Here is a 26,092-nt window from a genome sequence, read left to right on the forward strand (position 1 = left end):
GCGCACCGCTCACTCCGGGCGGGCCCGGAACGAGGCGGTGGCGGTGTCGAAGCGCACCTTCACTTCCTGCCACTGGGCGTCCGGCGCGGACAGGTAGATCGCGTACTGCTTTCCGCCCGCCGCGCCGAAGCCGAGGTCGATGGCGCGGAAGGCGCGGGCCCGGCCCTGCCAGCGGTACTCCCAGATCGCGGCGGTCTTCCCCTGGTACTTCGTCCGGTTCATCCGCAGGCGCTCGTACTCGGGGGATATCTCCTTCACCTTGGGCTCCAGCTCCTGCCAGTGCCGGATGGGGCTGGAGTCGGCGAAGTCGAGCACGTTGAACTTGAGCGCGGACTTGCCCGACGGCGAGATGTAGTTCACCTCGGTGCCCCCGGGCTTCTCGCTGCGGCGCCAGCCGTTCGGGACGTCGACGGAGAAGCCCAGCCGGTCCTTCACCCGGTGGTACCCGGCGGGCGGGGGCGGGCGCTTGCTGGGGGAGGCGGTGGGCGTCGGGGAGGCGGACGCCGGAGGCTCGTTCCCCTGCGGAGGGGCGCCGCCGGAGTCGCGCTCGCTCCACCAGTACGCCCCGGCCCCGAGCCCGCCCGCGACGAGCACGGCCACGAGCGTCCAGACGACCGCCCGGCCGCCGCGTCTCGGCGGCGGGGACGGGTGCGGGTGCGGCTGCGGGGGCTGCGGCGCGACGGGTGCGGGCCCGGGTGCGGGCACCGGCACGGGCCCTGTCGGGGTCGTGACCGCCGTCCCCGCGAGGTCGGGCTCGGGGGCAGGCGCGGGAGTGGGTACGGGCGTGGGCCCCACGCCCGTACCCGTCCCCGTACCCGCCACGTACGGCATCGTCGTCGTCCCTGCGAGAAGCTCCTCGGCCTCCGTGGCGCCGGGCCGTTCCGCCGGGTCCTTCGCGAGGAGGCGGGAGATCAGCGGTTCGAGGTGGCCCGCCCGTTCCATGGGGTCGGGCGGATCGCTGGCCGTCGCGTACGCCGTCTCCATCCAGGTGTCGCGGCGGAACGGCGCGAAGCCCTCCACGGCCTCGTACAGCGTCGCGCCCAGTCCCCACATGTCGGTGGCGGGGCCCGAGTCGCCGCCGCGCATGCGCTCGGGCGCGGCGTAGTTGATCGAGCCGACGAACTCACCCGTCCGCGTCAGCGTCGAGGTGCCCGAGGCGGCGGCTATGCCGAAGTCGGTGAGGACCGTGCGGCTGCCGTCCTCGGTCAGCAGCACGTTCGCGGGCTTGACGTCGCGGTGGAGGACCCCCGCCGCGTGCGCCGCGCTGAGCGCGGACAGCATCGCCAGGCCCGTGCGCATCGCCGCCTGCGGCGCGAGTGGGCCGTCCTCCTTGAGGATCTGGCTGAGCGACCGCGCGGGCACGTACTCCATGACGATGCACGGCAGGCCCTCGTCCTCGACCACGTCGTGCACGACGACCACGTTCGGATGGCTGATACGGGCCGCGCTCCGGGCCTCCCGGCGCGTCCGCTCGTACAGCCGTTCCCGTTCGTCGTCCTCCAGGTGGGGCGGCAGGTGCAGCTTCTTCAGCGCCACCCTGCGGCCCAGCAGTGTGTCGTCGGCGAGCCACACGGTGCCCATGCCGCCGCGGCCGATGCGGCGGGAGAGCCGGTACCGCCCCGCCACCAGCCGTTCCTGCGGCTGGTCGTGCCCTTGCTGTTCGCTCACCGTTCCTTCACCGTTCGCTCATCACGAGACGTCTGTTCCCCCTCTGACACGGGTGTTCCCCGCAGACCCTAGCCCGGTCACGGTGTGTGGCGGCCAGCCCGGGGCAGATACGTTAAAGACGTGCACGCAGCCCACGAACCCCCTGAGCAGACCCCTGAGCAGACGCAAGAGCGCCGCCACGGGCAGCCCCGCCTGGCGCGCGTGAAGTACCGCGACGTACCCAAGCGCAAGATGGCGTGGCTGCTGCTGAAGGACACCGTGAACTCCTGCATGGAGTACCGGGTGCTCGGCCTGGCGGCCGAGGCCGGGTTCTTCACGCTGATCTCGATCCCGCCCCTGCTGCTCGGCCTGATCGGGCTGCTCGGCTACCTGGACGCGTGGATCAACATCGACACGATCGACTCGATCCGGCACAACTTCCTCGACGCCTCCTCCACCGTGCTCTCCGAGAAGGGCGTCGACCAGCTCGCCCGGCCGCTCATCGACGACGTGATCCGGGGCGGCGGGCCCGACGTGATCTCGCTCGGCTTCGCGCTGGCGCTCTGGTCGGGCTCACGCGCCGTGAACGTGTTCATCGACACGATCACCGTGATGTACGGGCTCGACGGGCGGCGCGGCATCGTCAAGACCCGGATCCTCTCCTTCGGGCTCTATCTCGTCGCGCTCGTCATCGGCGCCATCGCGCTGCCGCTGATGGTGGCCGGACCCGACGCCGTGCTGCGACTGGTGCCGCAGACGGAGTGGGCGGTGACGGTCTTCTACTGGCCGGTCGTGCTGCTGCTCTCCATCGTCTTCCTCACCACGCTCTACCACGTCTCCGTGCCCGTCCGTTCGCCCTGGCGGGAGGACGTGCCCGGGGCGCTCGTCGCGCTGCTGATGTGGGTGCTGGGCAGCTTCCTGCTGCGGCTCTACCTCACCAACACGGTCGAGGGCCCGACGATCTACGGCTCGCTGGCGGCGCCCGTCGCCGTGCTGCTGTGGATCGGCGTCTCCGCGTTCGCGGTCCTGGTGGGCGCCGCGGTGAACGCGGCGATCGACCACGTGTGGCCGTCCGTCGCCACGGCCGCGGCCCGCCGCGCGAACGAGCGGGTGCGGGAGGCGCTGGCGGCCGAGGTCGTCGCCGCCGTCGCCGCCCGCCGCGCGCGGGAGGGGACGGACGACGAGGAGGACGCGCCCGCGGAGTTCCCCGAACGCTGGACGAAGTTCCTCCCGCCGGACGACGTACGCGGCCGCCTCCGCCCCCGCGACCGCCGCTGAGCCGGAACGTCACGCCTCGGCCCGGACGGGGCCCCTCCCGGCCCGTGTCCGCGGGAGCTGTGAGGCGGAGAGAAGGGGAGAGAGGGGAGAGGGGCAACGTCGACTGTCCGGGGGAAAGTTGGCAGAGCGGCTGCGCTGCCCCGCCGGGTTGGCAAGAATGGCGCCGGACGGCGAGGCCCCGGGTGACCTGGGCACGCCGGATCGGGCCCGACGAGGTGGGGGAGGCGGCGCTGGGCATGGGCGACCGCGGACAGTGGCTGCGCTACGTCATCCACGGCGGGCCGGGGGAGTGGACGGCCGGTCCGGAGGACCCCGCCGCACCCGGGCAGACGTCGGCCGAGCTGTGGGAGCGCGCGAGGCCCCTCGTCGCGGTGAGCCACCCGTGGGGGAGCGCGACGGGCGCCGAGGACCCGGGCGGCCTCGACCGCTCGCTGAGTTACGGCCGACTGCCCGACGGCACCGGCCTGCTGTGCTCCTCCCGCACCATGCGGGAGGGCGGGGTGTCCGAGCGGCGGATGGACGTCCTGCACCTGCCCGCCGGGGGCGAGGAACTGCGCGAGGTCCGGCCCATCGACGCGTGGGGCGCCGCCGTCGACGAGCTCCCCTCCCCCGGAGGCGGGTTCACGCAGGAGAAGCTCGTCGCGTTCGCGCGGGAGCACAAGGACAGGGTCGGGCCATTCCTCGCGGACGTACGGCGGCTCTTCGGCGACCGGGCCGGGCGGCAGATCGTCCTCGCCGAGGGCGAGCAGGAGACCGTGGCGCACTGGATCGCCCTCGCCTGCGCCTCGCTGACCGGGGAGTACGCCCGCGCGCTGACGTTCGTCACCCGCACCGCGCAGCCGTACGAGGCGCCGCAGCAGATCCTCGGCATCGGCCCCGAGGCCGACTTCGACCGCGAGGACCCCGAGCTGCTCCAGCATCTCTACCGGGTGCACGACGGGCTGGGCGGCACCGGCAGCCCGCCCGTCGTCGACCCGTGGGCGGAGGCCATGGCGTGGCGGTGGACCATGGGCACGCCGCTGCGGCAGCCGGAGAAGGGCGATCCGTTCGTGCTGGACCACACGCTGGGCGAGGGCGAGCTGCCGTCCCCGGACAGCGACATGTGGCGCACCCTCGGGAACAGCCCCGAGCAGCACCCCGACCTCGTACGGTCGCTCACGCGGCGCGCGCAGGCCCTGACGCTGCCCGGCCCGGACGAGTCGGACGAATCAGATGAGTCGGGTGAGCTGGACGAGCTCGACGAGCTGATCCGCATCTGCGGGCAGCTCGCCGACGAGGTCCCCGTGGCCGCGCTCCGCCCGTTCGCGACCGAACTGGCCCGCAAGCGGCTCGCGCTGGCCTGCGACGGGCACCTCCGGCTCGACCAGGCGGCCCTGGCGCGGCTGCCGCTGGACGACGAGGCCCGGCGCGTGCTGCACCAGGAGTTCGCCGCCGCCATCGACGACGCGCTGCACGGCAGGCTGCGGGGGACGGACGGCCCGTGGGCCGACGCGCTGTCCCTGGCGCTGCACTTGGGCGGCGACGGGAGCACGCTCGTACGGGAGTGCGCGGAGCGCATCGCGCGGGCCCTGGTCGACCAGGGCGAGGAGGTGGCCGCGCACACCGTCGAGCTGCTGGACCGCCTCGACAGCCCGGTGGTGGACCGGCTGACCCTGAAGAGCCTCGCGGACCGGGGCGCGCGCGTGCTGGCCTGGGCCGTCGGCTCGCCCGCCGTCGGGGGCTGGCTGCGGCGGCGGAGCTTTCCCGAGGTGCCGTTCGCCGTGCGCCTGGCCGTGCTGGCCGCCGAGGTGCGTGCCGAGACGCGGGCCGAGGGCGTCGAGCTCTTCGCGGCGCTGGCCCGCGAGCTGGAGCCCCGGGGCCGGATCACGGACGCCGGGCTCCTCAACCAGGTGTGGGACGCCGTCTGGCCGCACGGCCAGCCCGAGCCCGCCGACGTGCCCCGGCTGCTGGAGGTGTGCTCGCCGCGGGTGTGCGTCGAGGCCGGGCGCGCGCCCCTCTTCGCCAACTGGATCAACAAGCCGCCGCGCTTCGACCGGACCCTGCTCGACTTCGCGCGGGAGGCGCGGGCCGACCACCGGCTGCCGCCCCTGGCCCGCGACAGGGCCGAACTGCTGGCGGTCACCGGCGAGCTGGACGCGGGCGCCCTCGGGGTCGCGGAGGCCGTGGCGCGTACGGGCGGGCTCTGGTCGTCCGTCAGTCCCCTCCCGCGCCATGTGGAGACCGGCGTCCTGACGGTCTTCGCCCGGGCCCTGGCCGACGCGGACCTCACCGTGCCGGGGGCGAAGAACGCGTACGGCTACCTCATCCAGCAGACCCGCGAGGAGCTGCTGCAGCCGTACAAGGAGGCCGTCGAGCGGCTGTACGGCACGGACGAGAGGCTGCGGGCGCTCGCCCGCGAGCACCGCAGGGTGGCCTCGCTCTTCCTGACCTGGTTTCCGAGGACGCCGGGCGACAGGCCCGAGTGGCGCGCGGTGGCCGAGGGGCTGCTGCACAACTTCCTCGGCGCCGCGGTCCAGCGGATGGACGAGCGCGACGTGGCCGCCGTGACGGCGTGGATCTACCAGTTCGAGGGGAAGCAGCGGAGGGACGAGTGGGCCCAGTGGTCGTATCAGCGACGGGGGCGGTGACCACGTCCGCCCCAGGGGTACGACCGAGGACGGGGCGCCACACCCACCCCTTAAGCGGTAGCCTCAACTCACCGCCGTCGCACTCTTGTTGGCGTCCCCGCGGCGCCGCGCACAGCCGAGACCGACTCCATCGACACCGACTCCATCGACACATCTCCGTGGTACGGAAGCAGTCCGCCATCGGGGGAGGACCCGCGTGAGTGAAAGCGAAACGATTTCCAGGATTCCCGGCGGGCCGATGGCCAATCGCCCGCTGCATTTCCTCTGGCTGCTCGACTGCTCCAGCTCCATGAGCATCAACGGGAAGATCGGCGAGCTGAACTTCGCCATCCGGGAGGCCATCCCGGAGATGCAGCAGGCGGCGCAGGACAATCCGTCGGCGGCGCTCATGGTGCGGGCCATCTCCTTCGCCACGGGCGCGACATGGCACATCGACGAGGCGACGCCGGTCGAGCAGTTCTCCTGGACGGACCTCACCACCTACGGCGGTACGGACATGGGCGCGGCCTTCCGGCTGGCGGCGAAGGCGCTCCAGAGCCCGCCCATGCCGGACCGCGCGCTGCGCCCCGTGGTCGCGCTCGTCTCCGACGGGCAGCCCATGGACGACTGGCGGGCCGGTCTCCGCGAGATCGACGCCACGCCCTGGGGGAAGCGCGCGATGCGGGTCGCGGTGGCGATCGGGGAGGACGCGGACAAGGACATGCTGAAGGAGTTCCTCGGCAACCCCGAACTGGAGCCCCTCCAGGCCAGGAACCCCCGGCAGCTCGTGGCCGCGATCCGCTGGGCCTCGACGGTGGCGGTGAAGGCGGCCTCGACGCCGAAGACGGACGGCGCCCAGCAGCCGCCCGCGGCCTCCACCCTCTCGTTCGACAAGCAGGCCGACGACGAAGACGTCTGGTGACCGCCGCGTGACCGCCACCGGAGCGCGAGCCGGTGCCTGGCAGACGCTTCAGGGAATGGTCAGGGGCGCCGGCAAGAAGTACAGCCAGGACCGCTACGTCGTCCGGCGCACCGCCGACGGCGAGGCCGTCGTGCTGGCGGTCGCCGACGGCCACGGCTCCGCGCCGCACTTCCGCAGCGACCTCGGCGCCCGCTGGGCGGTGGGGGTCTTCGCCGGTCTCGCCCTCGGCTTCGCGGAGCGCGCCGTGAGCCACCGGTCCTCGGAGCGCCGGTGGGGCGTGCTGCGGGCCGAGGCCCAGACGCTGCCCCAGCAACTGGTGCACCAATGGCGGGAGAAGGCCCTGCTGCACGAAGCCAACTCCCCGGCGCGGGGCGGCCCGCCCCTGCCGTCCCCCCGCGTCCGCCCGGCGACCGACGCGGCCGGGCGCCCCACCGAGCCCCCCGCGGGACCGCTGGCCCAGGACCTCACCCCGTACGGCACGACCCTCGTCGGCGCCGTGGTGACCGACTGGCTCACCGTGTGCTGGCAGCTGGGCGACGGGGACGTGGTGCTGGTCGACGCGGGCGGCGTGCCCAGGGCCCCGCTGGACGTGGGGGAGGAGCTGGGGGACGAGACCGACTCGCTGTGCGAGGCGGAGGCCTGGCGCCAGACCCGTACGCACTGGGAGCCCGTCACCGGCGAGGGGGGCCTCCCTCCGGCGGTGCTGATCTCCACCGACGGGCTGGCGAAGAGCTTCACGGACCGCGCGGGGTTCCTGGAGTTCGCCGGGGGCGTCACGCAGCGCGCCGCCGATCAGGGGGTCCCGGCGGTGCAGGACCAGCTCGCCGACTGGCTGGGGCGGGCGGGCCGGTTCTCCGGCGACGACACCACCCTCGTCGCGGCGTTCGCGCCCGGCAGCCTGGAGAGCACCTCCGAGGACACATCGCACGACACGCACGAGGCGTACGAGGCGTACGACGACGGGAGAGGGACAGCACTGTGAACGGCATGCTCAAGGCCGGGCAGATCCTGGAGGCGGAGTCCCTGGGCAAGGTGACGGTCGAGGAGCTCTTCGGCTCGGGCGGACAGGGCGAGGTGTACCGGGTCTCCACGGAGCGCGGCGACCGCGCCGTCAAGTGGTACTACCCGCAGCTGGCCGACTCCCGGCAGCGGCAGATCCTCGACGGGCTCATCGACCGGGGCTGGGACGACGACCGCTTCCTGTGGCCGACGGCCATCGTGGTCGATCCGAAGAGCCCGCAGGCGGGCTTCGGCTATCTGATGGACATCAGGCCCGAGCGCTTCCAGGACCTGCCCGCGCTCTTCCGGCGGCTCCCCTCCGTCTCCGCCGTGACGCCGCGCGTCCTGGTCACGGCGGCGCTGCACACGGTCGAGGCGTACCGCACCCTGCACTCCAAGGGCATCGCCTACCGGGACATCAACTGGGGCAACATCTTCTTCGACCCGGGCAACGGCGACGTCCTCGTCTGCGACAACGACAACGCGGTGGTGGACGGCGAGTTCGCCGCCGTGGCCGGGACCATGAACTTCATGGCGCCGGAGCTGGTCCGCGGCGACGACGGCACGCAGCCGGGCACCCAGACCGACCTGCACTCCCTCGCGGTGCTGCTGTTCATGCTGCTGATGAACGACCATCCGCTGCACGGGGCCCGGCTGTTGAAGATCCACAGCCTCGACGAGCACGCCATGCGGCGGCTGTACGGCGCCGACCCGCTCTTCGTCTTCGACCCCTCCGACACCTCCAACCGGCCCGACCCCGCCGAGCAGCAGACCGTCCTCACCCTCTGGAACCTGCTGCCCATGAACCTGCGCGCGCTTTTCACCACCGCCTTCACCAAGGGCCTGGCCCGCCCGGGCGACCGGGTGCGCGAGACGCAGTGGCAGAGCGCGCTCAGCGAGGTCCTCGACGGCATCACCTGCTGCACGGGGTGCGGCCAGCAGATACTGACTCCCTCCGACGGCTCCGCGCTCGAATGCTGGGCCTGCGCACGGCAGTTGCGGCTGCCGCCGCGGATGGAGATCGCCATCAGCCACGGCGCGTCCCGCCCCACGCGGCGCTCCATCCGCCTCGACCCTCAGGCCCGGGTGTACGCGCACCACCTGAAGGGCGACACGGAGCGGCACGACTTCACCAAGCTCGTGGGCGAGGTGACCGAGCACCCCTCGAAGCCGGGGCGGTTCGGGCTCACCAACCGCACGGGGAGCGTGTGGACCGTGCGCCGCGACGACGGCAGCGTGCAGGACGTCGGCCCGGGCCGTACGGTCGCGCTCCGTCCCGGCCTGCTGGTGGAGTTCGGGGGCGGCGCGGAGGCCGAGGTGCATCCGTAACCGACCTGCACCTCAGCGACGGCGGGGCCACGGGCGCCAGCGGAGGATCCTGGCCAGCAGGGCATTCCGCGGGCGCCACCGGCCGGGCCCCGAAGCGGGCGTCCACGGCACCCAGGAGGGCCGGCCCGTCGTGGTCGGCGGCGGGGGCACGGCGGGGAGCACGGCCGCCGCCCCGGTGCCCGGCACGCCGATGGCGTCCGGTCGCGTCAGCGGGGTCACCGTGATCCGGCACTCCGGCCAGAAGACGGGGATCTCCACCCGCCCCTCGGCCAGGTGCCTGCTGCGGGGCACCCTGCGCTCCTCGCGCAGCGCCCCGCACTCCCAGCGGAGCGCCACGAGCACCGAGGGCTCCGGCCAGTCGAACAGCACCTCGGCGCGGTCCGTCTCCAGGCGGCGCGCGACGAGTCCCGTGACGGGCCCGGGGTGTTCGAGGACGAGGCTGGGGCCGGAGACGGTACGGCCGTCCAGCGTGCTCACCGCCGTGACCCTGGCCATGGTGCCGGGCGGCGGCATCTCCACGGACCCGGCGTCCGCGTCCCCTTCCGGTGTACGGGCCAGCAGCGCCGAGACGTCCTCGCCCGGGCCGACCGGCGGGGTCCGCCAGCGCACGAGCCGGGTCCGGCCCCGGTCGGGGCTCGGCCAGGTCACGTGCACCCGGCCCTCGCCGTCGGGCGGTCCGGCGCGCAGCTCGGTCACGGGGGACGGCCACACCTCGGCCCTGGCCGTGACCGTACGCCCCGGGGACCACACCAACTCGCCGTCGGGACCCGGTCCTGGGTAGCCACAGGAGACCAGGTACCGGTAGTCGCCGGGCGGGAGCGCCGTATCGAGGAGCCCGGTGAGGTCGCAGGGGAGCGGGGTGCCGGTGCCGGGCGGGCCCGTCGTCCGGTCGGTCCGCACCGCCTTCACCGCCCGCGCGGCGTCGTCCGTCAGCCAGCGCAGCCGTACGCCGTCGAGCACCGTCTGCGCGCACAGCCCCTCCACCTCGGGCGTGAGGAGGACGGTGCCGCTGGCCCGGGGGACGCCCGCGGGGCGGCCGCCGCGCGTCGGCAGCACGACGTAGCGCAGCGGCACCCCGAGCGGCAGGCCGGTGTCCACGGCCGCGCAGGGTCCGTCCTCGGGCACGGTGAGCTCGACGGCGCGGTCCGGGGCCCGTTCGGGGAAGCGGAAGAGCCGGTAGCCGACCTCCGCCGGGTGGCGCCGCGCGGGGCGCCAGCTCAGTTGGGCCGTGTGCCCGGTGACGGCGGCCGTCACCGTCTCCTCGGGCGCGAGCAGCGGATCGTCCGCGAGGAGCGCGGCGGTGCGGAACAGCCCGGCGCGCGCGTCGCGGTCGTCCGTGGCCTGCCGGAGCGCGTCGAGCCAGGTGTCGGCCGCCGCGCGGGTTTCGCCGCGCCGTTCCCGCTCCGCCGCCTCGTCCTTGAGGCCGCGTACGGCCGTGTGCCGCTCCCGGAGGCCGGTGAGGAGCCGGGCGAGGACATGGTCGTCGGGGCGCGCCGGAAGGAGCTTCGCCAGCAGGACGGCGTGCCGCACCCGGGTGCCCGGCCACACCTCGCTGATCTCCTCCGCCGCCTCGCGCCCGGGGCCCGCTGCGGGGAAGTCCGCGGTGACGGCGTCGGCCAGCTCCTGGGCCTCGTCGGCGTGCACGCCGAGCGCCTCGGCCGCCGCGCCGGTCACGGGCGTACCGGCGTCGCGCAGTTGGCAGCAGAGCTGCCACAGGACGATCCGGCGCAGATTGGCCGGGTCGTCGCGGTGCAGGGTCTCCAGGGTGTCCAGGAGCGGCACCGCGGCGTCGGCGCGCGGGTCGTCCCCGCTCTCCCAGCGCGCGCGGCACTCCCGTACGTACGCCAGGTCCACGCGCCGCCAACGGGTGCCGCGGGCCGGGAACCAGAGCCCGTCCAGCACCCTGAAGCCGCTCTCCCGGCCGGTGTCGCGCAGCGTCGCGAAGATCGAGGCGGCGGCGCTCGGCTCCGGGGGCCGCAGCACCTCGGCGGCGTGCCGGAACCCCGCCGCGCGGAGCCCGCCGTCCAGCGCGGCGTATCCGCGCATCCCCGGGTACTGGGGCAGTCGCCAGATCCGCGGCACCGGTCACCTCACCTCGGGGCGGTGTAGAAGTACACGCGGACGGTCGCCGAGTTGGCGCGCTTGCCGGTGTTGTGGAAGTTGTCCGTCGCGGTGTCCTTCTTGTCGAACATCCCCGGACGCGCCCGCGAGAGCAGGCGGTTGACCTTCTTCGCGTAGACCTCGCCCTGGATGGTGCCGCCGAAGGTCAGCACGATCGCGGCCGTACGGCCCGACCACCGGTCGGTGTCCTTCTTGATCTGCCGCACGAGGCCCTTGTCGTTCCTGCCGCTCACCTCGAACTCCTCCCACTTGCGCTCGACCGAGCGCGGCCCGGTGGGGGTCGGGGAGGGGGAGGCGCCGTCGGACTTCGAGGGCTTCGGTTCGGCGGCGGCCAGCGGGTCGGAGCGGTCGGCCATGGTGACGATGACGAGGACCAGCAGGAGGTCCGCGAAGAGCCAGCCGGCCAGCATGACGGGGCTCAGCCGGCCGCGCGAGCGGGAGCGCAGCGGGCGCCCCGGCGGCGGCAGGGGCCGGTTCACTGGTCGGGCCCCTGCTGCGGACGGCCGGAGGACGGGAGACCGGAGGACGGGCCGTACGACTGCCCGTTGCCGCTCTGCGCACTCTGCGCACTCTGCGCGCCCGGTCCGCTCTGCGCGCCCTGCGGGGGCACGCCCGCCGCGGCGGCCAGCGTGCCGCGCACCCCGATGCCGCGCAGCCCCTCGTCCAGCCGCTGCGCGGCGTCCTGCCAGTGGGCCGCCGCCGCGTCCCAGCGCTCGGTGGCCTGGCGCATTCCCTCGATGGCGTCGCCCGTGCGGCCCGTGCTGTCCACCAGCGCGCGGGAGGCCCGGTCGGTCGCGTCCGCCACGGACTCGGACTTCGCGACGAGCGTCTTCTGCGCCGTGGTGAGGGAGCTGAGCGCGGCCTCGACCGTGTCGCCCGCGGCCTTGAGCCGGACGGCGAGGTCCTTGGCGGCGTCGGCGCTGCTCCTGCTGGCGTCCGCACCGGCCTGGTGCCCCACGCGTACCGCGTCCTCGATACGGGTCGTCGCCGCGCCGAGCTTGGGCAGCTCGTCGCCGAGCCGGTTCACGGCCGACTCCAGCGCCGTCGTCGCCTGCTGGGCGGCCTGCGCGGTGTCGACGAGGGACTGATGGCTGCTGTCGGCCTTGGCCGCGATCCGCTCCAGGCGCTTCGCCGCCTTGCTCAGCTCGGCCACGAACTGCTGCGGCGCGGCCTTGCGGTGCCCGGCGACCACCATCTGGACCCGGGTGAGGGTGGACGCCAGCCTGCCCAGGACGTGTTCGCGCTCCTCGTGCCGCACCGTTTCGCCTTGCTCGGCGCGCGAACGGACGCGGCTGTGCCAGCCCGAGAGCACCACCAGCAGGAAGATCAGCGTCGCGGCCGTCAGCGCCACGTTCTCGAACCGGCCGACGGGGCTCAGATGTCCGCCGAACCCCGACTGCCAGAGCTGGAGGAAGGGGCGGGTGGCCTGCTTGGAGTGCTCCTCGCTCAGCTCCCCGTACGCGCGCACGGCCTCGCGCAGCCCGATCCAGGTGATCAGCAGCGGGACGAACACCAGCATGCCCAGCACGGCTTCGAGGAGCCCGTCGCGCACGGACCGCTCCCGCAGCTCGTCGCGGAGCCAGCGCGGCACGCCCTTCGCCTGCCAGGGGCGGGTGCGGGGCAGGTCCGCGATCCGCCGGAGGAGCCCGGGGCGACCCGAGGTGTCCTGCGGCGCCTCGGCCAGGCTCTCGGGCCGCGCGAACGCCTGGAGGAGGTCCACCTCCGCCCACTTGTCCAGCTCCTTCTCCTGGGCCAGGTCCTCGGCCAGGGAGTGGAGTTCGCCGCTGCGGAGGGCGAGCGCGGGGGTGTCGGCCAGGTCCTTCAGCTCGCATGCGAGTACGTCCTTGTCGAGCAGTCCTGCCTGTGGCAAGTCCCGTCCCCCTTGGTTCTCCTGGTCCGGCCGTGCGCTGTTACCTGGCTCACTTGGACGCCACAGCGTAACCGGCTACGTGCTGCCGCGTGGGCGTGATCGTCCGAAGTTCAGATTGCCCAACAGAGCCTGTGCGCCCGTGTGTTCGGGATTCCAGCCGAGGCACTTGCGGAGCGCGGCGGCCGTGTCGTGGCGCCGTCCCCTGTCGTGGAGCTCGACCGCGTGCTGGTAGGTGCGTTCGGCGAGGAGCTCGCGGATACGGCCGTTCGTCTGGTCGTGGTTGTAGGCGCACTGGAGCCAGCGCTCGGCGTCGGCGAAGCGGCCGGGGCCCGCGGCCATCGCGGCCGAGCAGTGCACCTCGATCATCGCCTCCAGCACATCGGCGCCCGCCGGGCGGGTCCGCTCCTCCCGCCAGGCGGCGTGGGAGGCCTGCACGGCCTGGTCGTGGTGGCCCTGCTGGAGCAGGGTCCTGGCCATCCCCAGCTGCCGCGCGGCGGCGGTGCTCGGGCGGGCGGCGGCGGTAGCGGCGGCAGTGGCGGCAGCGGCGGCGGAACGGGCGGGCGGGCCGCTCAGCTCGTCGAGCGCCTCCTGCGCCTCCCGCGCCTCCTCGATGAGGCCCCGCAGCAGCTCCGCCGCCTCCTCGCCGCGTCCGGCCGCCGCGAGCCGCCGGGCCTCCGCCACCTGGTCCGGCCGGTCCCGCCTGTCCGGCCCGTCCGGCCCGTCCCGCCCGTCCGTCCCCTCCGGCCCGCCTTGCCCCTCCGCCCCCTCCGTCGATCCCTCCGGTGTCCGCGTCCGGCCCGGCGCGGGCAGCAGTGTGGCCGTGAGCGGCGGCAGGTCGCCGAGCGTGTCGTGGCCCGGCTCCCACGGTGCCGTCGCGCTCTCCTCGGGACCCGCCGGGTGCGCCTCGTCCAGCCGTGCCGCGTGCGCCAGGGCGCCCAGGGCGAGCCGGTCCGGGGCCAGCCGCACGCAGGGGCGGCCCAGCGAGGCGGCCCCCGCGCCGATCCGCTCCATGCCGGTCGCGCCGCCGAAGAGCAGCACGGCGTCGAGGCCCGCGGGGTCCGTGCCGGTCTGCTCGAAGAGCGTCCTGGCGCGGGCGAGGATCCGCGCCACGTGCCGGTCCAGATAGGCGTCCAGGTCGGAGCGGCGCAGCGCGATCTCGAACGGGGCCTTCCCCACGCGGAGTTCGGCCACCGCGTCGAAGCCGCCGGGCGCCGCGCCGAGCCACTCCCGGGCACGTTCCGCGTCCCGCCGCAGCCGCCGCCACGCGCCCTCGTCCATGCCGCCCCCGCCCCCGCCCCCGCGCAGGTGCCGGTACGCGGTGTCGAGCACCGCCGCGTCGAACGTACGCCCGCCGGAGGTCTCCGCGCTCTCCACGCCGAGCGTCCGGTACTGGCCCCGGGCGCCCCGCACCAGGCCGAGCTCGAAGCCGTCGTAACCCACGCCGAACGCGAGGTACGTGCCGCTGCCCTGGCCGTCCATGTGCGCGATGACGGCCGCGACGCCGTCGCTGATCAGCCGCGGTGCGGCCAGCCCCGCGGCCTCCGCCGCCGCGCGCAGGGCCGTGCGCTGCGCCGAGCCGTAGCTCACCGGGACGGTGAACACGGTGTGCGCGACGGCCCCGCCAGCCGCCGCCTCGACCTGCTCGCGCACCCGCCGCAGCTCCGCGGCGACCAGCTCCTCCGCGCTCCGCTCCCCGTCCGCCGTGACCACCGGCAGCGGGCTGCCCAGCCGCCGCTTGAGGCTCGGGAAGGCGAACGGCCCCCGGCCCGTCACCGGCCGCTCGCACAGCAGCCACGGCACCTCGTGCGGCGCCTCCGGGCGCGGGCGCAGCGTACGGGGAGGCTCGCCCGGCAGCCCGTACGCGACGCGCGGGCCCGTGCTGCCGAGGTCCACGCCGAGCCGGACCCGGGCGGACCGCTCCGCGCGCGTCATGTGTCGAGTCGGTCGATCGGGACGCGGAGGTGGAAGCCGTAGTCCTCCGCCGTGGGCACCTCGGTGACCGCGCGCTCGTCCATGGCGCGGGCCACCAGGTTGGTGAGGTTGCGGGCCTGCTGGGTGACCTGCTCCCGGTTGCCGCGCACGTGCGCGGTACGTACGTGGTCGACGGCCTCGGCGATCTGCTGGGCCAGCTCGGGCGAGGCGCCGTCCGTGGCCCGCTCCGCCTGCATGAACTTGCTGGCCAGGCCGCAGTGGTTGTACATGTCCGTGAGCAGCAGGTCGGTCAGCCGCGCGTACTCCCCGCTCTCCCCGCGGTCCAGCGCCCGCTGCACCAGCTCCAGGTCCCGGCTGACCTTCATCCGCTGGGTCGGCTCCATGTACTCCTCGTGGTCGGCGAGGAACTGCCGGGCCTCCCTGGCGACATGGTCCAGCGTCGGGCCCAGCCCCGCGGAGTCCTGCTCCTCGTGCGCGGCCTGCGCGGGGCCCTCGGTGAGGGGCTGGTCCCGGTTCGGGGCGTCCTCCTTGACGAGGTCCGTGCCCGGCACGCTGATGCGCACCTTGATGATCCGGTCGAGCGTGTAGTTGAAGGACACCTCGACCTTGCGGTGCAGCCCGATGTCCTCCGGGAGTTCGAACTCGATGACGCCCTGCTCGACGTTCCTGCTGGCGACGCTGTGATTGCCCTCGTAGACGGGGACGCGGATGCGGCGCCCGTCGGTCGTCTCGAACATCTGCCGCCTGGGCTCGGGCAGCGGGTACGGGGTGCCCTGGGGGATGATCGGGACGAAGACGTCCCGCTGCGAGCCCCGCACGGCCGCGATGCCCATCGCGGGCCCCGTCACCTCGTGCAGCCCCGTGTCCCCGACCGAGCGGGCGTTCGCCAGGCTCCGGCCGCAGCTCTCGCACTCCGTGGCCGACTCCCCGTTGAGCTGCTGGCACTCCTGGTCCGGGCACTCGATGGCGTGCAGGGTGCCCGCCAGGATCCCGGCGCCGAGCGCGACGCACTCCATCGGGTTGATGTTCCGCCGGACCTTGTCCCTGCCGAAGCGGCGCTCGACCGTCTCGTACACGGAGCGGGTCAGCGTCGAGCCGCCCACCAGGAGGACGTCGGTGATGTCGTCGGAGGTGAGGCCCTCGTCCTTGAGCGTCTTGTCGACGAGCGTCATGGTCCGCTTCACCATCGGCTCGATCAGGCCGTCGAACTCCTCGCGCGTCAGCGGCATCTCGACGTCCACCATGGTGCCGTCGGCCGCGGCGTGCGCCCCGAGGATGACGATGTCGGTGGCCTGCTGCTGGTTCAGCTCCCACTTGGCCCGTTCGGCGTGCTCCTTGGCGGTGAACAGGAAGTTCTTGTTGCCGCTCGGGTCGATGCCGTACGTGTCCTTCACCCAGGTGATGACGCGGTCCACGACGGCCTGGTCGAAGTCGTCGCCGCCGAGCCAGCTGTCGCCGTCGAAGCGCAGGACGTGGAACTGGCCGTGCCCGTCCTCGTTCTTGACCGCGTGCAGGATGGAGATGTCGAACGTGCCGCCGCCCAGGTCGTAGACGAGGATCCGGCTCCTTTCCCCCGCCTTCTTGTGCAGGCCGAACGCGACGGCCGCCGCCGTGGGCTCGTCGATGATCTTCTTCACGACCAGCTCGGCCTGCTCGGCCGCGTCCCGCGTGGCGGCGCGCTGCGCGTCCCCGAAGTAGGCGGGCACGGTGATGACGGCGTGCGTCACGTCCTCGCCGAGGCTGCGCGAGGCGTCCTGCGCCAGCTGCCGCAGGATCAGCGCCGACACCTGGTCGGGGGAGAGGACGCGGTCGCCCATCCGCACCCGCGCCCGCGGGTCCCCGTCGGGGCCCGGCGTGATCTCGTAGCTGAGCTTCTCCCGCGCCTGCTCCACCATGGGGTCGGCGTAGACGCGGCCCATCAGCCGCTTCACCGAGACCACGGTCTCCCGCGGCTGCCGCGCCGCCCACTTGACGGCCGTGTCGCCGACGAGGAACTGCTCGGCCCCGTCCCGGCGGTAGAGGCCGACCACCGACGGGGTGAGGTTCTTCCCCGCGCCGTTGGTCAGCACGGACACTTCCTTGCGTTCCTGGTCGTAGCTGCTCGTCGCGCTGTTCGTGGTGCCGAGGTCGATGCCGATTGCCCTCATCCGTGCTCCTGTGGTCTTCCGGTCTCCGGTTCCGTCTTCTGGCCCGCGCCGCCTTCCGCGCCGCTGTCCGCGCCGCCGTCCGCCAGCACCACGCGGGCCGGGCGCAGGAGCTGTCCCTCGAACCGGTAACCCCGCCGGACGACCTCCACCACCTCGTCCTCGGCGGCCCCCGGCCGATGCCGCACGTCCACCACGTGGTGCCGGAAGGGGTCGGCCCGCTCGCCCGTCCCGCCGACGGGCTCCAGCCCCTCCGCCTGGAGGGCCCGCTCCAACTGCCGGGCGAGAGCGCGCACGCTGGCGGCGGGGACCTCTTCGAGGGCTCCCGCTCCGGCTCCCGCGAGCAGCCGGTCGAAGGAGTCCAGCACCTCCACGAGGCCCAGCATCAGCCGCTCGGTCCGGGCGTGGTGCGCCGCCGCCTGCCGGGCCAGCTCGCGGGCCTGGCTCTCGCCCCGCTCTCCGCTCACCGGTCGAACCGTACGAGTGCGTCGAGGGGTCCGTCCTGCGGCAAGGGCGGCGGGGGAGGCAGCGGGACGCCGTCCAGTTCGTCCGCCAGCCGGTCGGCGGGGTCCCACGGGGGCCGCAGCCACTCCTCGGCCTCCGGCGGCACGCCCGGCGTGGCCAGCTCCTCCTCGGCCTCGTCCAGCGCCGCGCCCACGTCCCGCGCCAACTCCACGTCGTACAGCAGGAGATCGGCCAGCAGGCGGCGGCGCGTCGTGCGCAGCTCGTGCCAGGCGCGCTGGGTGCGCGGGGTCATCAGGCGCCGGGACATCAGCTCGAAGGAGAGGTCCTGCATCTCCGCGTGCGGCGTGTCCGGGGTCGCCCCGGCCGGGGCGAGCACCTCGTACGGGAACGGCCCGTCCCACGCGGCCGACGGATCATGGATCATTTCCGGACCCCCGCCCTTCCGTTGCCTTCCTCGTCCAGCCAGCTCCGTACCCCGTCGAGGAGCGCCCGCCGGATGCCGGGGTTCGCGGCATCGGCCCTCGTCGCCCGGATCAGATAGTGCAGGCCCCGCAGCAACTCGCCCGCGCGGACGCGGTCCTCCGCCTTCGCCGCCAGTTCGCGGGCCCAGTCCGTCATACGGATCTCGGCCCCCTCCTCGGGGACCGGCTCCTCGTTGATGTCGCGCATCATCCTGGTGAAGTCGCCGGGCGCGAACTCCGCGACCAGCAGCGCCTCCAGCGCCTCCAGCGCCTCGCGCAGCGTGCTCAGGAAGTCGCTGTTCACCGGCGCGTCGCGCAGCCCCGAGTCGAGGATGCCCAGCGCTTCGAGCAGCACCGGCAGTTTTCCAGAGATCTCCGACTGCCGCTCGCCGAGCGTGAAGACGAGCGCCCGCGCGAGATTGTCGCGGGCGTACAGGGAATCCGGGTAGTGCTCCAGCGCCCGGCGCAGATCCGCCTCCGCCGCCTCGAAGTCCGCGACGAGGCCGAAGTGTTCGCAGGTGCTGCCGCGCCAGACGCCGCGCGCCGACAGCAGCTTGGAGAGCCGGGTGCGGAGCTGGAAGAGCGACTCGCGGTCGAAGGGGCCCAGCGTGAGCGTGTTCTCCATCAGCTCCACGGCCTCGTCCAGGCACGCGCCCCGCTGCGCGCCCTCCGCCTCGGCGAGCGCCTTCGCGCGCCCCAGCGCCGTCCGCACCACCGAAGCCTTCGTACGGGTCTGCATCCCCGCGAGCCGCGACGTCCGCACCGCCGCCCGCCACTCCTCCAGCGCCCGCTCCGAACCGCCGGACGCCAGCGCCGTACGGGCCAGCGCCAGGCGCATCTGCGCCGCGAGGTCCACGGTGTCCTGGAGCAGCCGGGCGCCACGGCCCGGGAGGCGGAGGTAGGCCGGATTGCGCCCGAGGTAGTCGGCGCAGTGCGCGCAGCCTTCCAGATGCGCGTCCTGGTCCAGCCCCGGCAGCGGCCCCTCGCAATCCTCCGGCAGCTCCCGCATCTCCCGCAGCGGGGGCAGCGCCCGGAGCGCCTCGTCGAACTTGTGCATGCCGAACAGCGCGAAGGCCGTGGACAGTTCCGAGAACGCCACCCGCAGCTCCCGTACGGCCGACTCGGCCGGCCCCTCGCCCCTGCGCACCGTCTCGTCCAGCCGCGCGGCCAGCTCGCCCAGCCGGGGCCCCAGGCCCAGCAGCCGCAGATAGGCGGGACCGCAGGCCAGTCGCCCGCCCGCAGTCCCCGCGGCCCCGGCCCCGAGGGGCAGTCCGCCCAGCTCGCCGAGCTGCCGTGCGCCGCCGAGTTCGGCCTCCAGCGCGTCCCCCAGCTCCCAGTAGGCCCGCGCCTGTCCCGGCCGGTCCGCGTCGGCGTGCCGCTGCCCGTACGCGCTGAACTGGTCGGAGAGGTACTGCCCCAGCTTCCACCGCAGCCGCGCCACGTCCTCGGGGCCCGCGCCGCGCCCGTAGCACGCGGCGCGCTCCTGCCGCCAGCGCTCCCAGTGCCCGTCGTCGGCGAGCAGGGTCGCCCAGTACGCCACCGCGTACCCCCAGGCCACCACGGCGTGCTCCCACGCCCCGCTCTCCTCCAGCTCCTTGGCCTGCCACAGCCGCGCCACGGCCAGCCCGTGCAGCACGGCCATGTCGCCGGGGGCCTCGCGCAGCCGGGTCTCCCACTCCTCGATCGCGGCCTCCCGGCCCCGGGCGAGCAGGAGGAGCAGCGGCGCGTCCCGGGGCAGTTCGCGGCAGAGCGCCTCGGCGAACCCCGCTCCGCCGTCGGCGTCCTCCGGGGAGAGCTCGGCCAGCCGTTCGCGCAGCGTGTCCGGGTCGTGCAGCCGGTAGAGCATCGCGTCCAGCAGCAGCCGCTGGGCCGGGAGCTGGAGCTGCTTCCAGGCCATCCGCTCCTGCCACGTCATGGCCGTACGGCGTTCCATCAGCGTGTACGTCGCGTCCCGCACCGCCGACCACGGCGCCCCCGGATCGACGCCCGCCTCCCGCAGCGCCAGATACGGGTACGTGGCGTCCCGCAGCGCGAACGGGTCGCACACCAGCGGCGCGCACGGCAGCCCGTCGGCCCACGGCAGCAGGCCGAGCAGCTGCTGCAGCCGCCGCCGTCGCACATCGGCCCGGTCGTGGGAGCCGCACGCGCGCCGGTACGCCGCGACCGCCGCGCTCCACCGCCCGTCCGCCTCCAGCACCCGCCCCTCCGCGTACGCCAGCCGCTCGCCCGCGTCCCGCCGCTCCCCGCAGGCCCGGTAGTGCTCCACGGCCCGCCGCCACTCCTGCCGTGCCTCGGCGGTACGGGCCCGGGCGTACGCGGCGATGCCCGGCGCGTCCCGCACCTCGCCCAGCGCCTCCGCCTGCCGCGCGGCGCCCTCCCAGTCGCCCGCCGCCTCCGCCTCCCTGGCCCGCACGTAACCGGCGCGGGCCGCGACGTCCTCGAACTCCCGGGGCAGCGCCCCGTACTCCTCCCCGGCCCGCCGCCACCCCGCTGTGTCCTCGGCCCCGGCCTCCACCAGCCGCGCCCCCGCGTAGGCGCCCCGTATCCCGGCGTCCCCCCACCCGTCCGGCAGCCCGAGATACGCCTCCAACGCCCCGTCCCACGCCTCCTCCAGCTCCAGCGCCCGCCCCCGCGCGTACCGGCAGAGCAGCACGAGCTCGCCGTCTCCTGGGCCCCCGGCGGCGTAGACCTCGTGGGCGTGTCGCCAGTCGCCGGTCTGCTCGGCCAGCTTGCCGGTGGCCTTGGCGCGGAGGAGGCCGACGGCGCCGTCGCGTTCGGTGCCGGGGAGGTCGGTGAGCAGGCCGAGGACGGAGTCCCAGTCGTGCACGGACTCGGCGGTACGGGCGCGGGCGTGGCGGCGGCGGGTGCCCACGTCGCCGTCCGCGTAACTGTCGGGGAGTCGGCCGAAGCCCTCGATGACGCCGGGCCAGTCGGCGTGCCGGTCGGCGGCGCGTCCCCGGACGTAGAGCGTGCGTTCGGCCACGTCGCGCAGATGGGAGGGGAGCCCGGCGAACTGCTCCCCGGCTCCCTCCCAGTCCTCCCGCTCCTCCAGCGCGCGGCCGAGCGCGTACGTGTGGAGGGCGCGGGCGTCGGCATGCCCCGAGGCGGCGTAGGCACGGGCCGCCTCCGCCCAGCCGGCACGCGCCTCGGCGACACGGGCCTCGGCGTAGCGGCGCCGGGGCCCGGCGTCGGGGTGCCTGGTCTCGGGGTGTCCGGCGTCCGGGTGTCCGGCGTTGGGGTGTCCGGTGTCGGGCGGTCTGGCGTCCGGGTGTGCGGCGTCGGGCCGTCCGGTCTTGGGGTGTCCGGTGTCGGGGAGCCCCGCGTCCGGGTGTACGGCGTCGGGCGGTACGGCGTCGGGACGTCTGGGGTGCCCGGCGGGGCCTACGGCGGACACCGCCGCGAAGCGGGTGGCGGCTAGGGGCCAGTCTCCGGACTCCTCGGCCTCGGCCGCCGACGCGTGGACCTGGTCCATGGCCTCGCTCAGCCAGGGTTCGCAGGCGTGGCCCCGGGTGGCGGCCTCGGTGAGGTGCTCCAGGGCTCCGTCCCAGTCGCCCCGCTCCGCCGCCTGGCGTCCGCGTACCCACGGCAGGAGGTCGGCGGCGTCCTCGAACTCCGGGTCCGCCGCCAGCGCTTCGGCCGCCGCCGTCCAGTCCCCGGCCGCGGCGGCGGCCCTCCCCGTGGCATAGCCCAGCCAGCCGTCCCCGCCTCCGTCCCCGTCCTTCGCCGCCGCCGTGAACTCCTCGCGGGCCCGCCGCCAGGAGCCCGCCGCCGCCGCGACCCGGCCCCTCGCGTACGCCGCCCGCGCCGCCGCGCCGTCCAGCCCGGCGCGGTCCGCGCAGTCCGCGTACTCCGCCGCAGCGCGCTCCCAGTCCCCGGCCGCCTCCGCGAGCCGCCCCGCCACGTCGTGGGCGCGGGCCCGCAGCTCCTCGTCGTCGGGGCGGTCGGCCAGCAGTTCGCCGTACGCGGCGGCCGCGGCCTCCCACGCGCCCTCGTCCCGCGCCCGTTCCGCCGTACGGGTCAGCTCGGCGAGGCGCAGCGCCCGTACCTCGGCGTCCAGGCAGCCGAGATGGCCGTGGGGCACCTGCCCGCGCAGGGCGGTCAGGTGCTGTCCGGCCGCGTCCGCGTCCGCCCCGGCGGCGAGCAGGGCGCAGAGGTCGCGGGTCGCGGGCCAGGCGAGTTCGAGCTGTGCCTCCTCGCGGAGCCAGCGCTGTTCCGCCTCGTACTGCTCGGTCTCCATCTGCAGCTTGCGCAGCACCTGGTCCCACGCGCCCCGCGTCCGCAGGTGCCGGGCCGCGGCGATCACGTCGGAGGCGTCGATGTTGCCCGTGAGGCTCTCCACGGCCAGCAGCGCCCGCTCGCCCTCCCGCACGGGGTCGGCGTAGTCGCCGCGCGCGTCGCGGATCACGCGGGCCTTGAAGAGCCAGCCGTGGCGGCACTCCTCGTGGAGGAAGAGCGCCGGGGTCGCCCACTCGACGTCCGTGTGCTCCGGCACGTGGCCGATCTCCGCGCGCGCGGCGGCCACCGCCTCGTCCAGGGTGGCGTTCGCCGCCAGATGCGCGAGCAGTACGGGGCTGAACTTCCCGGCGCACACATCGGTGACCGGGCCCCGCATCGCCACGGCGGCGGGCAGCCCGCCCGCGACGAGCGCCTGGGCCACGCCCGAGAACGGCTCGACCCGCGAACTGTCCGCGCCCGAGCAGATGTTGAGCGCCGCCAGCCGCAGCTGCGGCGCCTTGAGCAGGAGCCCGGCGAGCTGCCCCGCCGGGACCCAGTCCTGGGCCCCGCTCGCCGTCTCCAGGCACACCTGTCCCGCGCCCTGCTCGTGGTCGTACGTGCCGTGCGCGATCAGCAGCAGGGCCGTCGGCTCGTCACCGCACGCGGCGAACTGCGCCTCCAGCGCCCGCCGTCCGGCGTTCCTCAGCTCGACCGTCTGCACCAGCACGTCGGGCAGTTCGCGGTGCAGGGCCGCGATCTCCGCCGCCCCGTCCAGCTCGGGCAGGCCGGGCGGCGAGGCGACGGCGACCACCAGGCGGATACGGCTCGGCAGGTCGTCCGGCGCGGGCAGCCGGTTGCCGAGCGGGCGGCCCGGCAGCGTGCGGGCCAGGGAGATCCTGCGGTCGAGGGCGAGGTTCTGGAGCGGCTCGTCGGCGGGGGCGCACAGCGCCTCGACGGGCAGGTCGCGCAGCTCGGGCGGCAGGTCGAAGCGGATACGCAGCCGACGTTCGGGCCGGGCGCGCTGCGCGCGGTCCACCGCCTCCCGCAGGCACGCGCCCAGCGCCTCGCCGAACAGCAGCCCGTAGACCTCCCGGCCCAGCTCCCGCCCGGTCACCGGGGACGGGCCGCCCTCCGCGAAGCCGGTCCCCAGCTCCGAGGCGATCAGCCGCGCCCAGCGCGCGCCGAGCGCCCCCGCCCGGTCGGCGGGGATCTCCCGCACCTCGGCGGCCGTCGCGGGACCGCTGGCCGCGACCAGATGGCGGCCGTCGCCGACCGGGCGCACCCTGACGCGCAGCTCCTCGTACTCCCACACGGTTCTCAGCTCCCGCCAGCGAGGTCGTCGGGCGCGATGGGCGCTGCGCTCGGGTCGGGCGCGGCAGCGGCGAGGCCCGCCACGTCCGACCGGACCCCGTCCCGCAGCCGTTCCAGCTCCGCGTCGTGGGGGAGGAGCGCGAGCGCCGCGTCCAGCCTGCCGAGCAGCGCGCGCAGCGTGCGCAGCGCGCCGGTCACGCTCCCCGCCTGCCGCTGCCGTGTCCCGTGCAACCTGAGCAACAGGCAGAGAGTGTGTTGTGCCCGCGAGAGGTGCGGGTTGAACTCCACGGCGCGCCTCAAGTCGTCGAGCGGCCCGTCGAGTTCGCCGGGCGCGGCGTTGAACGCGACGATGCCCCGGTCGGTCAGCACCCCGGCCAGCGGCCCCACCAGCCGGTGCCGCTCGTTCGCCCCGAGGATCGCGTGCGCGGCCTCCAGCACGGAGACGGCGGCGTCGAACCGTCCCGCGCGGCGCAGCGCGGCCACCGACCCCAGCGCCACGTCGGCCACCTTGAGCTGCGTGTCCTGGTACCGGCCCAGCGCCCTGCCGTACCGCAGCGCCGTACGCCAGCAGGCGTGCGCCGTACGGGGATCGGGCTCGGCGGCGGTCAGCGCGGCCCGCCCCTCGGCGAGCGCCGCCTCCACCGCCAGGGCGAGCGCGTCCTCGCGCAGCGCCCCGTGCTTCTCCGGCGCGGGCAGCCCCGCGTACCCCGGGTTCATCTCGTCGAAGCGGTCGCAGCCGGGCGCGCACACGGCGACGGCCTCGCGCGTGCCGTCCCCGGCCGCCGCGCACGCGGCGCAGCGCAGATCGCCGAGCGCGGCGAGGGCCTCACGCGGCCGGTCGGCCATGAACTCGACCTGGGCGAAGCCCAGTTGGGAGAAGAGTCGCCGCGACGGGGGGCCGCCCAGCGCGCACACGTACGCCCCGAACTCCCGCGCCATCCCCAGCTCCACGATCCGCAGCGGCCCGCAGACCAGCCGCTCGCCCCCGGACGCGTCCACCGCGAACCCCCCGAACCCCCCGAGTCCCGCGAGCGCCCTCGCCGCCTCGCTCTCGCGCCGCAGCAGCAGCCCGCTGTCGTCCCCCTCCGGCGGCCGGAGGCACGCCTCCAGGTGGGAGTGGAGGTCCGTGCGGAGCGTGACGACGTGCGCGGGCGCGATCCCGGTCCGGTGGCGCCGCTCGGCGTCCGTACGGCGCCGCTCCCAGAACCCGGCGTCGTGGAGCAGCGTCCCCCATGCCGCGACGCACTGCTCCCGTACGGCCGCGGAACCGTCCCCCGCGCTCAGCGCGTGCAGCAGCACCAGCGCGCGCAGGTGGGCGAGGTGCCGGTCCGCCGGGCGGCGCCGTGCCGCCTCGGTCAGCAGCGCGGCGGCGGCGTCGTGCCGTCCGCCCATGGCGAGGACGACCGCGTGGAGCGCGTCCGCGTCCGAACGGGCGGGCCCCGGGGCCAGTTCGCGCGCGGCGGCGAGCAGCGAGGCGGCCTCGGCCCACCGGGTTCCGCCCAACTCGCGCAGCGCCGCCACGCGCAGCAGCAGCCCAGCCTCCTGCTCGCCCCGCCCACCGGGCCGGGCGTCCACGCCGTCCAGCGCGACGAGAGCCTCGTCCGTACGCCCGTCCCGCACGAGCCCGGCAACGGCCCACGCGCCGCCCCCGGAACCGGGCGGTTCCCCCGCTCGGTAACGGCACTCTGCGAGCACCTCCGACTCCGACGACTCTGCGCCCTCCTCCAGCACCTCACCCGCCGCGCCCCACCGCCCCTCCCGCATGCGCAGCCCGGCGAGGGCGAGTCGGGCCCGGGGGCCGCTCTCCGTGTCCAGCAGGGCCGTCAACTCCCGGTCGGCGCCCTCCGCGTCGCCCGTACGTTCGCGGCACAGCGCGAGGGCGTGGCGGGGGGTGGGGTCGTCGGGGTGGCGGGTGAGGGCGCCGTACCACAGGGTGGCGGAGTCCTCGTAGGCGCGGGCGGCGAATTCGAGGCGGGCGGCGCAGTGCTGGGGGCGGGGGTCGTCGGGGAGGCGGGCGCGGGCGTCGGCGAGGTGGGTACGGGCGCGGTCGCGGGCGCCGGGCGCCCGCCGCGCGGCGAGCTGCCAGACGGCGTAGAGCCGCAGTTCGGCGATGGCCCCGTTGAGCGCGCCCTCCGGCCACCAGGGCTCGCACTCCACGAGCGCGTCGAGCGCGGGCTCGAACTCCTTACGGCGCACCAGGCGGCACGCCTCCTCGTACCGCCCGCGCGCCAGTACGGCCGCCGTACGCCGCGCGGCCTCGTCCAGGGGGTCGTGCAGGGGGTCGTGCAGGTCAGCGGCCCGGCGGAGGTCGTCCAGGGCGGGGCCCGGCTTGTCGAGGAGGGCGCGTGCGTACGCCCGTTGGACGAGGACGCGCGCGACGACCCCGGCGTCGTCCTCCTCCGTCACGCACGCGAGCGCGGCGTCGAAGTGCCCTTCGGCCGTGTCGAGTTCGGCGCGGTGGGCCGCCGCGCAGCCGGACCAGTACCAGGGGGCCCACGCCTCGGGCGCCAGCGCACGGGCCCGGGACAGTGGCTCCTCGGCTGCGTCCTCCGCGGCGTCCTCCGCGAGCCGCAGCCGGGCGCGGCAGATCAGGGCGTCCGCCGCGATCGGCCCCTGGCCCTCAGTCAGGGTCAGCACCCGTTCGCACGCGGACTCAGCCGACGCGCGGTCACCCCGTTCGCGTGCCGCCTCCGCCTCCGCGAGCGCGTCGCTCAGGAGGTCGTCCCTGGGGCCCAAACGTCACGCTCCCGTCGGCCGGTCAGCGGGGTCAGCGAGGTCAGCGGGGTCAGCGG

15 protein-coding genes are annotated in these 26,092 nt (G+C 75.2%); 5 read left to right on the plus strand and 10 right to left on the minus strand.

The genetic code is table 11. The annotated features are described in order from the left end of the window. Positions 1-9: 9 nt before the first annotated feature. Complete coding sequence (locus ACGF3A_RS32300; RefSeq protein WP_393733965.1) at positions 10-1,668, minus strand: serine/threonine-protein kinase; 1,659 nt, start codon at positions 1,666-1,668, stop codon at positions 10-12. Positions 1,669-1,899: 231 nt separating this feature from the next. Between ACGF3A_RS32300 and ACGF3A_RS32305 the strand changes: the two genes are divergently transcribed. The 5 genes from ACGF3A_RS32305 (at position 1,900) to ACGF3A_RS32325 (ending at position 8,781) form a co-directional block, all read left to right on the plus strand. Beyond that, the gene (locus ACGF3A_RS32305; RefSeq protein ID WP_393734261.1) at positions 1,900-2,925 is read left to right on the plus strand and encodes a YihY/virulence factor BrkB family protein; all 1,026 of its coding nucleotides are present in this window, start codon (positions 1,900-1,902) and stop codon (positions 2,923-2,925) included. Between the two features lie 182 nt (positions 2,926-3,107). After that, positions 3,108-5,552, plus strand: a complete 2,445-nt coding sequence (locus tag ACGF3A_RS32310; protein WP_393733966.1) for a GTPase-associated protein 1-related protein — start codon at positions 3,108-3,110, stop codon at positions 5,550-5,552. Between the two features lie 238 nt (positions 5,553-5,790). Further along, positions 5,791-6,453 carry a tellurium resistance protein gene (locus tag ACGF3A_RS32315; protein ID WP_393734262.1) on the plus strand — a complete coding sequence of 221 codons (663 nt, stop codon included), beginning with the start codon at positions 5,791-5,793 and terminating at the stop codon, positions 6,451-6,453. 55 nt (positions 6,454-6,508) lie between these two features. Next, on the plus strand, positions 6,509-7,435 hold the full coding sequence (locus ACGF3A_RS32320; protein ID WP_393733967.1) for a protein phosphatase 2C domain-containing protein: 927 nt from the start codon (positions 6,509-6,511) through the stop codon (positions 7,433-7,435). Between the two features lie 5 nt (positions 7,436-7,440). Beyond that, a complete protein-coding gene (locus tag ACGF3A_RS32325; RefSeq protein WP_393734263.1) occupies positions 7,441-8,781 on the plus strand; it encodes a protein kinase in 1,341 nt (446 codons plus the stop codon). 12 nt (positions 8,782-8,793) lie between these two features. Here ACGF3A_RS32325 and ACGF3A_RS32330 read toward each other — a convergent pair whose 3' ends face one another. From ACGF3A_RS32330 to ACGF3A_RS32370, 9 genes are all read right to left on the minus strand, one after another. Then, entirely contained in the window at positions 8,794-10,863 is a 2,070-nt protein-coding gene (locus ACGF3A_RS32330; protein ID WP_393733968.1) for a hypothetical protein, read from the minus strand. Positions 10,864-10,871: 8 nt separating this feature from the next. Further along, complete coding sequence (locus ACGF3A_RS32335; RefSeq protein ID WP_393733969.1) at positions 10,872-11,381, minus strand: hypothetical protein; 510 nt, start codon at positions 11,379-11,381, stop codon at positions 10,872-10,874. Next, complete coding sequence (locus tag ACGF3A_RS32340) at positions 11,378-12,772, minus strand: hypothetical protein (protein WP_393733970.1); 1,395 nt, start codon at positions 12,770-12,772, stop codon at positions 11,378-11,380. The genes ACGF3A_RS32335 and ACGF3A_RS32340 overlap by 4 nt, the downstream gene beginning before the upstream one ends. Before the next feature lie 75 nt (positions 12,773-12,847). After that, complete coding sequence (locus ACGF3A_RS32345) at positions 12,848-14,704, minus strand: Hsp70 family protein (RefSeq protein WP_393733971.1); 1,857 nt, start codon at positions 14,702-14,704, stop codon at positions 12,848-12,850. Next, positions 14,701-16,851, minus strand: a complete 2,151-nt coding sequence (locus tag ACGF3A_RS32350) for an Hsp70 family protein (protein ID WP_393733972.1) — start codon at positions 16,849-16,851, stop codon at positions 14,701-14,703. Before ACGF3A_RS32350 ends, ACGF3A_RS32345 begins: the two co-directional genes overlap by 4 nt. Further along, a complete protein-coding gene (locus tag ACGF3A_RS32355; RefSeq protein WP_393733973.1) occupies positions 16,848-17,315 on the minus strand; it encodes a nucleotide exchange factor GrpE in 468 nt (155 codons plus the stop codon). Before ACGF3A_RS32355 ends, ACGF3A_RS32350 begins: the two co-directional genes overlap by 4 nt. Beyond that, entirely contained in the window at positions 17,312-17,737 is a 426-nt protein-coding gene (locus ACGF3A_RS32360) for a hypothetical protein (RefSeq protein ID WP_393733974.1), read from the minus strand. The genes ACGF3A_RS32355 and ACGF3A_RS32360 overlap by 4 nt, the downstream gene beginning before the upstream one ends. Further along, complete coding sequence (locus tag ACGF3A_RS32365; RefSeq protein WP_393733975.1) at positions 17,734-23,301, minus strand: CHAT domain-containing protein; 5,568 nt, start codon at positions 23,299-23,301, stop codon at positions 17,734-17,736. Before ACGF3A_RS32365 ends, ACGF3A_RS32360 begins: the two co-directional genes overlap by 4 nt. Before the next feature lie 5 nt (positions 23,302-23,306). Continuing rightward, a complete protein-coding gene (locus tag ACGF3A_RS32370; protein ID WP_393733976.1) occupies positions 23,307-26,036 on the minus strand; it encodes a hypothetical protein in 2,730 nt (909 codons plus the stop codon). Positions 26,037-26,092 lie beyond the last annotated feature (56 nt).

Source organism: Streptomyces sp. NPDC048172, from assembly GCF_043202595.1.
Lineage (GTDB): Bacteria > Actinomycetota > Actinomycetes > Streptomycetales > Streptomycetaceae > Streptomyces.

Bases quoted from the DNA above. Each gene is read 5' to 3' on its own strand.
- ACGF3A_RS32305 (WP_393734261.1), top strand. From the start codon at position 1,900: ATGGCGTGGCTGCTGCTGAAGGACACCGTGAACTCCTGCATGGAGTAC.
- ACGF3A_RS32315 (WP_393734262.1), top strand. From the start codon at position 5,791: ATGGCCAATCGCCCGCTGCATTTCCTCTGGCTGCTCGACTGCTCCAGC.
- ACGF3A_RS32320 (WP_393733967.1), top strand. From the start codon at position 6,509: ATGGTCAGGGGCGCCGGCAAGAAGTACAGCCAGGACCGCTACGTCGTC.
- ACGF3A_RS32325 (WP_393734263.1), top strand. From the start codon at position 7,441: ATGCTCAAGGCCGGGCAGATCCTGGAGGCGGAGTCCCTGGGCAAGGTG.
- ACGF3A_RS32345 (WP_393733971.1), bottom strand. From the start codon at position 14,704: ATGACGCGCGCGGAGCGGTCCGCCCGGGTCCGGCTCGGCGTGGACCTC.
- ACGF3A_RS32350 (WP_393733972.1), bottom strand. From the start codon at position 16,851: ATGAGGGCAATCGGCATCGACCTCGGCACCACGAACAGCGCGACGAGC.
- ACGF3A_RS32360 (WP_393733974.1), bottom strand. From the start codon at position 17,737: ATGATCCATGATCCGTCGGCCGCGTGGGACGGGCCGTTCCCGTACGAG.